At 36.5% G+C, this 13,014-nt stretch carries 13 protein-coding genes, 1 tRNA gene and 2 pseudogenes; 13 read left to right on the top strand and 3 right to left on the bottom strand.

Going from position 1 to position 13,014, the window contains the following annotated elements:
* From K737_RS06800 to K737_RS11040, 4 genes and pseudogenes are all read left to right on the top strand, one after another.
* Positions 1–201: transposase (locus K737_RS06800; RefSeq protein WP_075260326.1), on the top strand; the 201-nt coding region annotated here is incomplete at its 5' end.
* A gap of 81 nt (positions 202–282) precedes the next feature.
* Positions 283–396: pseudogene (locus K737_RS11910) on the top strand (IS5/IS1182 family transposase); the annotation flags it as partial.
* A 533-nt stretch (positions 397–929) separates the two neighbouring features.
* Positions 930–998: pseudogene (locus K737_RS11915) on the top strand (hypothetical protein); the annotation flags it as partial.
* 115 nt (positions 999–1,113) lie between these two features.
* The gene (locus K737_RS11040; protein WP_023492039.1) at positions 1,114–1,254 is read left to right on the top strand and encodes a hypothetical protein; all 141 of its coding nucleotides are present in this window, start codon (positions 1,114–1,116) and stop codon (positions 1,252–1,254) included.
* A gap of 19 nt (positions 1,255–1,273) precedes the next feature.
* Here the strand turns inward: K737_RS11040 and K737_RS11045 are convergent, their stop codons facing one another.
* Positions 1,274–1,420, bottom strand: coding sequence for a hypothetical protein (locus tag K737_RS11045; protein WP_023492041.1), 147 nt, complete (start codon positions 1,418–1,420; stop codon positions 1,274–1,276).
* A gap of 155 nt (positions 1,421–1,575) precedes the next feature.
* On the opposite strand from K737_RS11045, the gene K737_RS11920 reads away from it, so the two are divergent.
* From K737_RS11920 to clpX, 7 genes are all read left to right on the top strand, one after another.
* Positions 1,576–1,800, top strand: coding sequence for a transposase (locus K737_RS11920; protein ID WP_006291331.1), 225 nt, complete (start codon positions 1,576–1,578; stop codon positions 1,798–1,800).
* Positions 1,801–3,001: 1,201 nt separating this feature from the next.
* Positions 3,002–4,915, top strand: a complete 1,914-nt coding sequence (locus tag K737_RS02600) for a TolC family protein (RefSeq protein ID WP_161630415.1) — start codon at positions 3,002–3,004, stop codon at positions 4,913–4,915.
* The gene (locus K737_RS02605; RefSeq protein ID WP_006291327.1) at positions 4,916–5,524 is read left to right on the top strand and encodes a hypothetical protein; all 609 of its coding nucleotides are present in this window, start codon (positions 4,916–4,918) and stop codon (positions 5,522–5,524) included. It abuts the gene before it with no gap.
* Positions 5,525–6,172: 648 nt separating this feature from the next.
* Positions 6,173–6,257, top strand: a tRNA-Leu gene (locus K737_RS02610).
* A 23-nt stretch (positions 6,258–6,280) separates the two neighbouring features.
* Positions 6,281–7,822 (top strand): trigger factor, encoded by a 1,542-nt coding sequence (locus K737_RS02615; RefSeq protein WP_006291325.1) that lies wholly within the window; start codon positions 6,281–6,283, stop codon positions 7,820–7,822.
* Positions 7,823–7,898: 76 nt separating this feature from the next.
* Positions 7,899–8,513 (top strand): ATP-dependent Clp protease proteolytic subunit, encoded by a 615-nt coding sequence (locus K737_RS02620; protein ID WP_006291323.1) that lies wholly within the window; start codon positions 7,899–7,901, stop codon positions 8,511–8,513.
* A gap of 85 nt (positions 8,514–8,598) precedes the next feature.
* Positions 8,599–9,870: an ATP-dependent Clp protease ATP-binding subunit ClpX gene (clpX, locus tag K737_RS02625; protein WP_006291321.1), complete on the top strand. Its 1,272-nt coding sequence runs from the start codon at positions 8,599–8,601 to the stop codon at positions 9,868–9,870.
* A gap of 146 nt (positions 9,871–10,016) precedes the next feature.
* Here the strand turns inward: clpX and K737_RS02630 are convergent, their stop codons facing one another.
* On the bottom strand, positions 10,017–11,825 hold the full coding sequence (locus K737_RS02630; protein ID WP_006291319.1) for an ABC transporter substrate-binding protein: 1,809 nt from the start codon (positions 11,823–11,825) through the stop codon (positions 10,017–10,019).
* A 4-nt stretch (positions 11,826–11,829) separates the two neighbouring features.
* A complete protein-coding gene (rpmG, locus tag K737_RS02635; protein ID WP_024161391.1) occupies positions 11,830–11,991 on the bottom strand; it encodes a 50S ribosomal protein L33 in 162 nt (53 codons plus the stop codon).
* 632 nt (positions 11,992–12,623) lie between these two features.
* Here rpmG and K737_RS11415 point away from each other — a divergent pair.
* A complete protein-coding gene (locus K737_RS11415; RefSeq protein ID WP_268743835.1) occupies positions 12,624–12,746 on the top strand; it encodes a hypothetical protein in 123 nt (40 codons plus the stop codon).
* On the top strand, positions 12,727–12,855 hold the full coding sequence (locus tag K737_RS11420) for a hypothetical protein (protein ID WP_268743851.1): 129 nt from the start codon (positions 12,727–12,729) through the stop codon (positions 12,853–12,855). The genes K737_RS11415 and K737_RS11420 overlap by 20 nt, the downstream gene beginning before the upstream one ends.
* Positions 12,856–13,014 lie beyond the last annotated feature (159 nt).

The following is a 13,014-nucleotide window of genomic DNA, read 5'->3' on the forward strand; positions in this document are numbered from 1 at the left end:
ATACGTAAACGGCATCATAGTGGTGTTGATAGGCAAGGCAATCTGCTCCATATCACCACGGTTCATAAGGCCAATGACACAGGTGCTGGGTGCAGAGTTTTTAAGGAAGCGGTGCAAAAATATTCTACATTAAATGGAGTGTGTGCAGATGCGGGATATAGAAACCCCATGGAGGAATTTGTAAGAAACAGTATTGAATAAAACTATAGTAATCTCAGAGCATATATCTCAAGGATGGGCCATACTTCCAAAGTGTTGGATTGTCGAAAGGACATAGGATAGCTAAATCATCTTCGAAGGGTATCTAAAGATTATGAAATTGCCACAGCGACTGCTGAAAACATGAGTATGATAGCCCATTCCATGATTCTATTAAGAAGGTTAGCTAAATCATGAATACAGGTTCTAACTTTAAATGTTTTGGATGTCGTTTTTTGATCGTTACCAATTTTAATGATATTCTGCTCCCCTCTCCCTTAGATCGAAGCTATTTTGTGTCTTTGTCATTTTCTGTTAAAAATATCATCACTCTATCCCACTTTCAAGCTAAATTACTATAGTTTGCTCTAAATAAGATAAAATCCCCAAACTGACACGTTCCAACCTTTATCGCTGCCTTAAACGAAATGGACTCAATGTTCTCAAAAGATGGGAGGGGAAGGAAACTTTCAAGAAAAGAACCGTTTTAAGGACTATCCTATTAGTTTTGTGCATATTGATATAACGCAGGTGCGCACCAAACAGGGGAAGTGTTATCTTTTTGTGGCAATTCGGGTTAAAAAATACGTCTATATACTTATACTGAATCAAATTGTTTAAAAGTTTAATTTTATGTGTTAATAATTTTTCTTATGCAAAGATTTCTGACAGAATAAGATCGTGTTGCCTTAAGAACGCAGCATCGGCAAGAAAAGAACCGACGCGTAGCAGATAGGATTAAGGCTGTTTTGTTATCCGACAAAGGGTGGAGCTATCGTCAAATTGCAAGGCTCTTCTGATTGACGATCAGTCGTCATGTAGAGGAATATAAGGAAAATCAAAAGTTTACGAGACGTTGATGACAACAACGCCGGAGGATGAACCTGATGGGAGTGACCGCACAGGCGCCTTACGGTGGTATCCTTAAAAACCTTGAAGACGTTTTTTGATCAGCTGAAAGATGCTTATCCAAAGGCGCCTAAAATTCACCTGATCTTGGATCAAGGTCCCTGCAAGCAAAGATACCAAAAAAGCAGAAAAAAAAAGGGGGATTGAGGTGCATTATTTGACCTCCCTACAAGCCCCTAAGAATGAACATGTGCGCAACAATCGATTTTTCGTCTCTGCCAAAGAGTTTTGCAAGAGTATGCTGCATTTTTTCGACCAAACCTGGGACAACATCGCCATAGATCTTGTCGACCGAGCCAATGACAACTTTCAACGCATTAGTCCAACACTTTCAGTTTAATTTGGTATATGTGGGGGGAAGTGAAAAAAACGAAGCAACTATCAAGACGCTATAAAAGGTGTAGCGACTAAAAGCCTTTTATATAGGGATGAAAGTGGTATAGAGCTAACGATTTTCAAAGATAGAGGATGGGGCAAAAAGGTAAAAAACTGATAGGTGAAAAAAGTGGTAAATATTACGCGCGAACAAATATTATAGCGAGATTCGTGAATAATAGATCGATAGCTCCGATGATATTTAATGGATCTTGTACTGCGAAGGTATTCGAAACTTGGGGAAAACAATTTTTAATAAAGGAGCTAAAGCCAGATCAGAGAGTCGTTATGGATACTGATGCTTTTCACCGATCATAGAAAACTAAAGATTTAATTGAATCTGTTGAGTGTGAGGCACCCCTAATTTAAATCAAATTGAAAAATTCTGGGCTAATATGAAATGATGGATTAAATAATACCATTTGGTAAACTTTATGAGGCTATTTCTGCATTCTTCCAAATCCCATCTTCAGGCTAAATGACTATAGCGTAAACAACAAATGGTTATAAATTTTAGTCACGAAAGAATGCTCTTATAGTTCATTGATTTTCTCTTCAATAATTCTTTGCTTTGGATGATTTATATTCAATGGGGTTAAGATCTATTGGGATAAATAAATTTGTGTCTAGCATTTTCCAGAGTCTCTTGCATCTTTTCTTCCTTATAAAAAGTCTAAAGTTTTTTCAAAAATTCAGATCGTTTTGCTGCGTGGGATAATTAAGGTTTTTTATAGGTCCCTCTAGGAGCGTACATAATCCTGCCTGCACTCACATTCAGACGTTTTGCTCGCCCAGTAGGAATCTTGAAACTCCTGAATATCTTGTAGAAGGTTTATTTCGGGGGAATTGGGGCTCTATTTTCTACTCCACCTTATAAAATTTCTGAAAATGTAATGGACAAAACTTTTAAGCGAAAATTACTATAGAAGAGGTTTTAACTTAAATTTTAGAAAAATTTTAACTTGTTATAACTGTTTTATATAGTGTGCGATGTAACAAGAATAAATTTTTCAGATAATGATAGATATTTATATCAAAAGAAAAAAGCTCGATGCTGGAAAAAAAATAAGCTGAGCATGGAAAAATATCTTTTAATTGTACGGAGTATAGCCAAAGCTACGGCGGTAGATCAATCTTAAGTGAATCGAAGATGCGTTAGTTAAGCATCCTAATTTTTTGTTTCTTGACCGTAAAGCATTGCTAAATGAAATATAAATTCATAAATATACCGATAAATTCTCCAGAAACTCAAATTTTTCCTCAAAATGATTCAATAACAATCAAACTAATAATCGCAATAATAAAAAAATGATTTTATTTAGGAAAAAAAAATGTTTTATTCTTAAGAAAAATCAAATAAATCTTGTAAGGAAAGTAAAAAATTATAGGCCTGTAGACAAAAGTTTTCTTTTTATATAAAGTGATAAAGGGTTAAAGTGATTAGAAGACTTAAATGATTTTTAATAAATTAAAATATAGTAGTGCAAAATTTTGGAGCGAGTTTTTTTTTCTGGGGTGCTTGTTTTGTGAGAATGTTTATGCATTGGAAAATTTAAAAAAAAATGATATTCCTAATGTCTCTTATTTAAAAGAGAATCTTTTGTTTGGCGACGCTTCTTCTGTGAAAAATCTTTCATCAGGGACTTTTTCTTCTAATTATTCAAGTTTTCCTGGACTTAACTTAGAGACAAAAGATTTTTCTCAAGAACAAGGGCTTCGTTTTCCTCAAGACCCTCCCTACAGTATTGGACCAGAAGAGCCTATGAGAAATGGGGGGCTAAGAGCTCAGTTACTGGCGCTAGCAAAAAATCGTAAAGTTTCTGCTAGCTTAATGGCTGAACTAGAGAATTCTTTCGGAAAAGATCTTCCAGAAGAGCTTCGTGTTCTGCTAAAAGATCCAACCTTTTCTGCGTTGTTGCCAGACGTTCGCCCTTCTTGCAGTTTTGTTAATCCCAAAAAGACTGCTGCTCCCATAAAAATAACTAAAGACTCGGCGTTGCGTCCAGTAGGAAGCTTGACAGATGCTCTTTCTGCGGCTTATTACTTTAATCCTGAATTAGAAGCAGCACGAAAGAAAATTAATTTAGCAGTTAACGCCTTGGCAAAAGCTTTTTCTGCGATACGACCAGGAATTTACTTAAATTTAGGACATAATCAGCTTGGATCTTTTCAAAATCAAAGAGGAAACAACCCAATTGCAAGAGATTCTGACGGATTGCCTGTGACAGATTTAAAAAATAGACAGCGCACTTGGGAAAATCAAGCAACGATTTCTGCAAAGCAGACTTTATTTTCTGGGGGGGGGATTTTAGCAAATATCATGAAAGCGAAGGCAGATTTTTTTGCGTCGTGCTGGAGCTACATTGCAACAGAGCAAAATGTGTTAACCAAGGTTTTGGATGCGTTTTTAGACTATTTGTTAGCGGATGAATTGCTAAGTATAGAAGAGTTAAACGCAGCGACGTTGCATATGTTATTTAAAGCAAGCAATGCTGGATTTTCAGCAGGTATTGAAAAATCTGGGGATAGAAGTCTTGCTGCCGGACAGGCGTTAATGCAAGGTGATGTGAAAGTTATCGAAGCAAAAAAATCCCGGGACAGTAGCCGTATAAAATTTCAAGCTTTGATTGGAGCTCCGGTAGATTTATCAGATCGTTTAGTTATGCCCAGTGAATTTAAGTTTTTGCCTAAGGATGTTCAAGGACTTAAAAAATTGATATTAAAAAACAATCCTTCTATTCAGGCAAGTTCTATGGTTTTAGTAGGGAAAAAGCATGAAGTTAGTGTTGCAGTTTCAGGATTTTTGCCAAAAGTTGAGTTAGAAGCTTCGCTTAGTCGAAGAATGAATGACCGTTCTCAGCGTACAATCCCAGGAGCCTACGCAAATAAAGATCTGACCTATAGTAAAAATGCCCAAGTTGGGATTGGTCTTACTATGCCTATTTATGATCGCGGATTAACTCACGCAAATTTTCGAACAGTAGAACAAGAGGTAAAACTTGCGCGATTAGAGCTTGAACAAAGCAAAAGAACCGCATTGTGGGAAGGAGTGCAGCAATGGAATATGCTTTCTGCCAGTATGGTCAATCGTAGTTTAACCTTTCGGGCTATGCTTTTTTATACTCAAGCGTTGATGAATGCACAAAAAGAATATGATGCGGGAGTCTTGCCTATTGTAGATTTCACACGTATTCAAGATTCCTGGATTAATGCTTGTCGCAGTTGGATTACTCAAAGATTTTTGGTGATAAAAAGTTCTGCTGCTGTAGGGGGATACCTAGGGCGCATAACGGCAAAATATCTGAAATTACCGGTTGCGCTTTTCGATCCTAAGAAGTATTATGAACAGTACGCCAGCAATTGGGTGGGGTTGGGTTCAAATGAGGAAGATAATCCTTTGTTTGATCAAGATCCGTTAAGGAGGAAAAAGTAGATGCAGGAAAAAATGATGAAGAGCACTTCGGAAGGTGAGTCTATTGACGATATACTGCAGTCAATAAGGGGATTAGTTTATCCTGTTATTGATTTGAATCGTCCGATTCAAAAAGAAGGTTCCGATTCTTCTGTTCAGAAGGAAAACTCTGATCCTTTGGTTCAAAAAGAGTTTTCTGGCTCGATTTCTGAAAAAGATGTCGCGCCTAATGGGGGAGAAAATTTACAGAAAGAGTCAGATTGCCAAAAGAATAATGCTTCTGCGGCTCAAGCGCTTTTTTCTTTTATTCATAGCGTTCGCCGTGATAAACAAGAAGATAATCCTTTGCAAGAAGTAATTAATAAAGAAGTAAAAAAAAGTATTTCTTTAGAAGCGTTTTTGACGGAAGTCATTCGGGATGCGTTGAATCCCCATATTAAGTCCGTTTTAGAGCAAGAAATGAGAAGTTTTTTGGGTTTGGATGGAAAAGTTTTGATGGAAAATTTGATCGTTCAATGGTTTGATGTTCATGGAAAAGATGTGATTCGTATTTGGTTAGAAAAACATGCTCCAGCGCTTGTAGTTAAGTGTGTTGAGGTTTATCTGAAGGAACTTTCAAAAAATGCCTGATGTGAAGCTCTGGGGCATTCTAGCCAGGGTTAGTGTATACGCAAGTAAGGAGCTGGTTTTGGAGTTATATAATTTTTTTAGCTGCTTGCTTGTTTTTCACGAAAAAAAGAGAACAGGATTAAGATAGCTCGTCAGTGGGAGTTTAGAGTTTTTATCTGTGCTGAAATTAGATCTCTTTTTTGATAGTGAGTAAATATAGAGAATAAGCAAAGTATATCGTGATAGTTTTTATTTAAAGATTTTTATTATTTTTTCTTTTATGGAAACATGTATTGTATGTTATGCTTGATTATTCTTTAAAGTTTCTATTTTTTCAATATTGTACATTTGTCTCACATCTGATTTAGTCCAACATGCAATCTATAACTCTTCCAACTTTTATTTTGTAAATGCATTAAGAAAATATGGAGAGAAAATTTTTTTTAATTTTTTTAGAAGTAGATTGTTTCTTATAATCCAGCTATTATTCTCATTTTATTTTTTATTGCAAAGCGTGTAATTAAAAGTATTAACCTGTTTTTAATTTTTCAAAAACCATTTCTTATTACTCTGAAAATACAAAAAAAATCGCAAAAAAATTTCTTTGATGAAGTTTGTCACTATAGACATTCTCAAAAAAAATGTTAGAATCAGGAGAGATTATAAATTGCGGATATGGTGAAATTGGTAGACACGCCAGATTTAGGTTCTGGTGGCTTGTGCCTTGGGGGTTCGAGTCCCTTTATCCGCACCAATTGAAAAGTTAAGGAAAATTACATGCTAGAAAAGAAAGTACAAGAGATACGTTCTGTTGTTTTAGATGGGATATCTATCCAGGAGGGGCTTAACGAAGAAACTAAAAAAATTGCTTCAAAGCAAAAAGTTCCAGGGTTTAGGTTGGGCATGGTGCCTTTGGATATTCTTTTTGGTATGTATAGGGAAAATATTGTCTCATCAGTTCTCGATCGAGTTTTGAAAGAAAAAATTAAGGAGTTACCAGAATATCAAGAAGCCTTTAGGTATTCTGTTGATTTTGATGAGTCTGTTCAGGTTGAAATGGGGGTTCCTTCAGATATTTCAGCACAGGTTACATTTGCTTATTCTTCACACTTTTCAGAAATAGAGTGGTCAGAGTTTGCGTTGCCGGTTTTAGATGATGATATTTCGCCAGAAAACGTTCATACTTTTGTAGGAAGATATCTTAAGCAGTTTAATCGTTCCGAGCCTCTTGATGTTCCAAGACCTTCAGAGCTTGGGGATACTCTTCGTCTTCGAATCACTATAAAGTCTGATGGTCAAGAGCGTACTTCTGTTTTAAATGTTTTACTGTCAAGTGAAAATTTTCCAGAGGACGCGGGAATTGAAGATTTTATTGGGATTGAGTCCGGACACACTATCAGTCAACGCGTAAAGGTTCCAAAGTCTTTTTCACAAGTGCCCCTTGCAGGGAAAAAGGTAAATTTTTCTTTGGTAGTAGAAGAAGTGCGGCGTACGGTTGCTTGCGAAATGGATGACGATAGTGCGAAATATGTCGTTGGGTGTACTCTTGAAACGTTGTTAGATCGGGCGAAGTTGCTTTTAAAGAAGTTTGTTCAAAAACTTTCCTACGAAGTTCAGAAAAATTGTTTGGAAGTGAAAATTTTTAATATAAAAGACGTTCCTGTTTCAGACATGTTAAGAAAGCACCGTGAATTAGAGTTGCGGAAAGAATACACGGGAAATTCAGCTTTTGAAAACCTGGTTCCAAAGGATCAGCAGTCAGGGTGGTTTGGGGAAATCGCACAAGGGATATTGTTAACAGAGATGTTTATAAAAGATTATTGTTCTAAGCATCCTGAAGCTTGTGAATACAGTTCACAGGATGTTGTGAATTTTTTGGAAAATTTAGGAAATTCTAAGGGGGTTTCTCCCGATCAATTGGTGCGTAAATACTTAAAGGATAGAAATTTTCACGTTTCTGTAAATGATGCAATTCGGTATGAAAAAGTGATAAGGGATATTATTGGGCGTTGTGCTCTTCAGGATCCGAAAGATGTTGTGAGCTCTTTATGGAAAGAAGCTTCATTAAATCAGAAAAAGTATGCAGAGCTTTTTGGAAAGTTTTTGGAAGATGTTTCTGTTTCCGATTATATTCAAAAAATTTCTTTGAAAGAAGTAGATCTGCGTGGCGCCCCCGATGCGCGGAGTAAAGATATTATTGAAAACGACGAGGCGGTTGATCAAGGTGAAATGAGCGAATCTAGTAAACCAGAACAAGAAACAAATTCTTTACAGAAAGAAGATGTGCTTCAAACGGATCAAGAAAATTCACAGAAGTAGTAAAAAGATAAAGGGGTGTTGCACAAATATTCATTAATAAAATCGAAAATAGTATAGTAACAAAGAAAGCAAGGAGATGTGGTTGGAAATGAGTTATTTGGTTCCTATGGTAGTAGAACAAAGCGGAAGAGGAGAAAGGGCTTATGATATCTATTCTCGTTTGCTTAAAGAGCGTATTGTTTTTCTCACGGGACCTATAGAAGACCATAGCGCTTCTCTTATTTGTGCACAGTTGTTGTTTCTAGAGTCAGAATCACCGGGGAAAGATATATTCTTGTACATAAACTCTCCGGGGGGAGTAATAACTTCTGCTTTTAGTATTCATGATACAATGCAGTATATTCGGTCAGATGTGGTTACCGTGTGTTTAGGGCAAGCATGTTCTGCAGGATCTTTTTTATTAGCAGCAGGAAAAAAAGGAAAACGCTACATTCTTCCTAATGCTCGAGTGATGATTCATCAGCCTTCTGGTGGCGCGCAAGGACAAGCCACAGATATTGAAATTCATGTTAAGGAGATTCTTTATCTAAAAAGACTTTTAAATCAACTGTACTCTGAGTATACAGGAAAAACTTTAGAAGAGGTAACTTCTGCTATGGAAAGAGACAACTTTATGTCTGCTAAGGGAGCTATAGATTTTGGTCTTGTTGACCATATCATGGAACCCGGTATGAGGCCGGATAATCAATAAAGGTTTTAATTTGCCCTTTGCGAGGATGTTTTCTTTAGGGCTTTATGGCATAATAGAATAAATGTATAACAGAAGGGAGCACTAGATGGATAAAAAAAATGGGGTAGAGACAGAAACCATTTTGCGTTGTTCTTTTTGTGGAAAGAGCCAATACGAAGTGCAAAAGTTGATTGCTGGTCCTACAGTTTTTATTTGTAACGAGTGTATTGAATTATGTAACGACATTTTGAAAGAAGAAAATCGAAGAAATCGCTTTTCGAGCGCTGGAGATAACAAGAATAAAATTCCTGTTCCATGGGACATCAAAGCAACTTTAGATGAGTATGTTATCGGCCAAACAAAAGCAAAGCGTGTGCTTTCTGTTGCTATGTACAATCATTATAAGAGAATTGAGCACGAAAATCTTTCAGGGAGTGATGTAAGGATTTCTAAGTCTAATATCTTAATGGTAGGGTCTACTGGATGTGGAAAAACTTTGTTAGCAGAAACGTTGGCAAAAACTTTAGACGTTCCTTTCATTGTTGCAGATGCTACTGCTTTGACAGAGGCTGGATACGTAGGGGAAGATGTAGAAAACATTGTTCAAAAATTACTTCAGAATGCAGATTATGATGTTGAAAAAGCGCAAAAAGGAATTATTTACATCGACGAGATCGATAAAATTGCTAGAAAAGGAGATAATCCTTCTATAAGTAGAGATGTTTCTGGAGAAGGTGTTCAGCAAGCACTGTTAAAGCTTATCGAAGGCACAAAAGCTCTGGTTCCTCCGTTAGGTGGGCGTAAGCATCCGCAGCAAGAGTTTGTTCAGGTCGATACTTCAGAAATTCTGTTTATTTGTGGAGGAGCGTTTTCAGGATTAGATAAGATCATTTTAAAGCGTCTAAAAGGGCAATCCATTGGATTTTTGTCTCAATCTAATCAAGAGCAATTTGATTCTCAGGATATATTAAGTCATATTCAAACAAAAGATTTGGTAGATTATGGAATGATCCCTGAGTTTATTGGACGTCTTCCTGTTATCGTCTCTCTGGAAGATTTGGACGAGGAAGCTTTAATTAAAGTTTTAACCGAACCTAAAAACGCTTTGATTAAGCAGTATAAAAAGTTATTTGCTATGGAAGGGGTAGAACTGACTGTAACAAATGGCGCGCTTAGGTCTGTGGCTAAAGAAAGTTTAAGACTAAAAAGCGGTGCAAGAGGTCTTCGTGCCATTTTGGAAAAAGCTCTTCAAGATACTATGTATGATATACCTTCTCTTCAAGGGCTAAAAGAAGTCATGGTAGATGAAAAAGTTATTTTAGAAGGAAGCGCCCCTTTGATGACATACAAAATAGAAAAAAACCAAAAAGTATACTAAAAAGAGTGATTTTAACTCTTTGTTTTTGTCGAGCGAAGATAGACTTTTTTCTAAATGCGTTCGATAAGTTTGTAATTTTTTAAAAGCTTTTTTTGTTTGGTGCTGACGTTAAATCCTGCACAAGTGAAACATGCAAGATGGAGGCTTTAAGGATTTTTACTCCCCCCGGCATAAATCCATCTCCGTTGAGGTGAAAAAGGGGAAGATCTTGGATAAACAATGCGATTTTTCCAAAATGCTTGCCAAGTATTTGGGCAATACCATCCAAAAATTCCATAGCAGCCTGAAAGAAGGTACCGATCCAGAGCTTGGGCTAAAAACTGCAGCTCTTTTTGATTTTTAGCGCTTTTGACTTGTTGAATCAGTGCATCTATATTGATATCAGAAATTCCTGCCATATTATAGCTTCCAGCTTTGTCTGCCGAATGGCTGCTGTAAATCAACTCTAACTCTTGTCCTGGAAAACTGCTGGATATTCCCATCATTCCCCAAATCATGTCATAATCAAAAGATGATTTCACTGATTGATAGGCTGCCTGATCTAAAGAAATAATGTTAAGTTCAACTCCTATCAAGGCGGCTCGTGCTTGAAAAAATTGCAGCCATTCGTCTCGCATTGACTTGGGAATGCAAACCTTTACTTGAAGAAAACCTAAAGTCTCATGAAACAATTTACCATTTCTTAATTTCCATCCTCCTTCTTTTAAAAAAGAAAGCGCAGCTTTGCTGCGTTGATGCCACGTTCCTGGTAACTGCGTAAAATATTCAGCGGGCTGTGTCCAGGTTTCTTCTGGAGCGTTAAACGATTTTAAAATTCTTTTTACCTCAAAAGAAGCACTGCCTTTGGCCATACAGGAAGTATTTTGAAAAAATGAACAAATTCTTTTGTATTTTTTATAAAAAAATTTTTGATTTAGTGTATCAAAATCTAGCAAAAGACTTAATGCCCAACGCACGCGAATATCTTGAAATATTGGTTTTCGCGTATTAAACAAAAGTCCAGTAATGGGAACAGAGTCTTTATAGAAAACTTCTTGTTTTTTAACAATTCCTTGAGTAACTTCATTGAAATTATACCCATTCATCCAGCGTTTTGCACTGCGCTCAAAAAAGCAGTGAAGTTCTCCTTTTTTAAACGCTTCAAACATACTGTCATCTTCTTTGAAGTAAATGTACTTGATCGTAGAAAATCGGTACATATCTTTTCCACAAGAACGATTTGCTCCCCACCACTGAGGAACCTTTTGAAAACGAACAAACTCCCCTTCTTGATGTGCTTCCACCTTGTAAGGTCCGCACCCCACGGGAATCTTGGGAACACCGTGCTGATAAACAGATTTTGGAAGAACTACCATTTCTGAAATAGTTAAAGCAGCCTCTTGGGGAGCATTTTTTTCTAAATAAAATACTACTCCAGACAATTTTTTTCCAGACTGAATCAATGGGTAAGAAACAAGCTCTGCTTTAGAAATTCCAGAAAAATATGATTTAAATATAGAAGAATTTTTAGTTAAAAAATAAAAACTAAAAACAACATCCTCTGGAAGAACCGCAGCACCATTATGAAACTTTGCGTCACTATCAATCCAAAAAACTACGCGATCTTTGTAACGCTGTACATGCCGAGCTACATAGCTGTAAGCTATTCCTGGTTCTTGTTCCGAAGGCAAAAAAAGACGCCCATGAAGAAGCTCTACTATTCCTTGGGCGCACACATTACGTTCTTGCCAAAACTCTAGAGTATTAAAAGTACCCTGAGCGCCCAAACAAAGTTCTTTTCCTTCAGTGATTTTAGAGTCTTTCCAGGGAAAATTGTGTAAAGGCCAGAGAGGAACGCTATCAAAAAAAACCCCCAAAAAGGATTCAATTTTAGCATGATCAGCACAAAAAGAAACTTCCTCAAGTACTAATAAAAAAAAACCTACACAAAAACGCGAAAAAAATTTTAATTTCATCAGATTACTTTATTTTATGCTCTTTAAACATTACATGCTTTCGAATTTTTTTGTCGTACTTCTTCAAGCTTAATTTTTCTTTTTTTGCACCCGTTTTTGTTACATAAAATGTCCCGGTTCCTGCTGTGCTAATCATACGAATTAAGTTGCTTTTTTTTTTTGCCATACCTACTTCCCTCCAACTATACTTGACAAATTCTAACAATTTTTTTTATCGAAGTCCACAGGAATTACATAAAAGATTGATTTGTATTATATAAAAGGCATTACGATTTCGTAGCACTTTAAAGAGAAAGGCCTCTACATGAAATAGTCTTAGAGTAGATACAAAAAATTAGAACCTGTATTAATGAATAAAAAAGTGTGATATAAAAGGCTTGAAGGAGTAGAAGAAGAATTATCTAAGCGATTTAAAAGAGAGAGTGGAATGTGATAAAGCATCATTTTGATAGCGGGAATTACAGAAATAGAAGAAAATACAACAAAAAAGAGGGGGTAAAGCAGTATGTTATATAATCAAGAGCGGTTGTCAATGGACGGTACATTCGTTTTATAGACGATATAGGATTAAGGGGAGATGGGAAAAAGTGATGCATGAACTTGTTAAGACAAGCCGAATTAAGTATGAAAGGAGCAAGAATCCCAGTTATAGCATCATTCACAAAGTGTTAAAACAAGTGTTAACCCCACAGGAGCCTCAGAAAAAATAGGTATAGATGGGGGAAAAAAAGATACGTAAACGGCATAGTGGTGTTGATACGCAAGGCAATCTGATCCATATCACGGTTCATAAGGCCAATGACACAGGTGCTGGGAGCAGAGTTTTTTAGGAAGCGGTACAAAAATTATCCTACATTGAGTGTGTGCAGATGCTGGATATGGAAAACCCATGGAGGAATTTGTGAGAACTCTATTGAATAAAACTATAGCAATCTCAGAGCATATATCTCAAGGATGGGCCATACTTGCTAAAACGTTGGATTGTCGAAAGAACATTTGTATGGCTAAATCATTTTCGAAGTGTATCTAAAGATTATGAAATGATTATAATAGCCCATTCCATGATCCTATTAAGAAGGTTAGCTGAATCATGAATACAAGGTTTCTAAGTAATTCCCCCCCAATACGCTAGGGGGCAAGGATCGCTTACTGATAACCTTAGAATATTTAAGAGAATACCGGAAATACT

Source organism: Holospora undulata HU1, from assembly GCF_000388175.3.
GTDB lineage: Bacteria > Pseudomonadota > Alphaproteobacteria > Holosporales > Holosporaceae > Holospora > Holospora undulata_A.

Coding starts and splice junctions, on each gene's coding strand:
- K737_RS11415 (WP_268743835.1), top strand. CDS start 12,624: ATGACACAGGTGCTGGGAGCAGAGTTTTTTAGGAAGCGGTACAAAAAT.
- clpX (WP_006291321.1), top strand. CDS start 8,599: ATGGATAAAAAAAATGGGGTAGAGACAGAAACCATTTTGCGTTGTTCT.
- K737_RS02615 (WP_006291325.1), top strand. CDS start 6,281: ATGCTAGAAAAGAAAGTACAAGAGATACGTTCTGTTGTTTTAGATGGG.
- K737_RS02605 (WP_006291327.1), top strand. CDS start 4,916: ATGCAGGAAAAAATGATGAAGAGCACTTCGGAAGGTGAGTCTATTGAC.
- rpmG (WP_024161391.1), bottom strand. CDS start 11,991: ATGGCAAAAAAAAAAAGCAACTTAATTCGTATGATTAGCACAGCAGGA.
- K737_RS11920 (WP_006291331.1), top strand. CDS start 1,576: ATGGGGCAAAAAGGTAAAAAACTGATAGGTGAAAAAAGTGGTAAATAT.
- K737_RS02630 (WP_006291319.1), bottom strand. CDS start 11,825: ATGAAATTAAAATTTTTTTCGCGTTTTTGTGTAGGTTTTTTTTTATTA.
- K737_RS02620 (WP_006291323.1), top strand. CDS start 7,899: ATGTGGTTGGAAATGAGTTATTTGGTTCCTATGGTAGTAGAACAAAGC.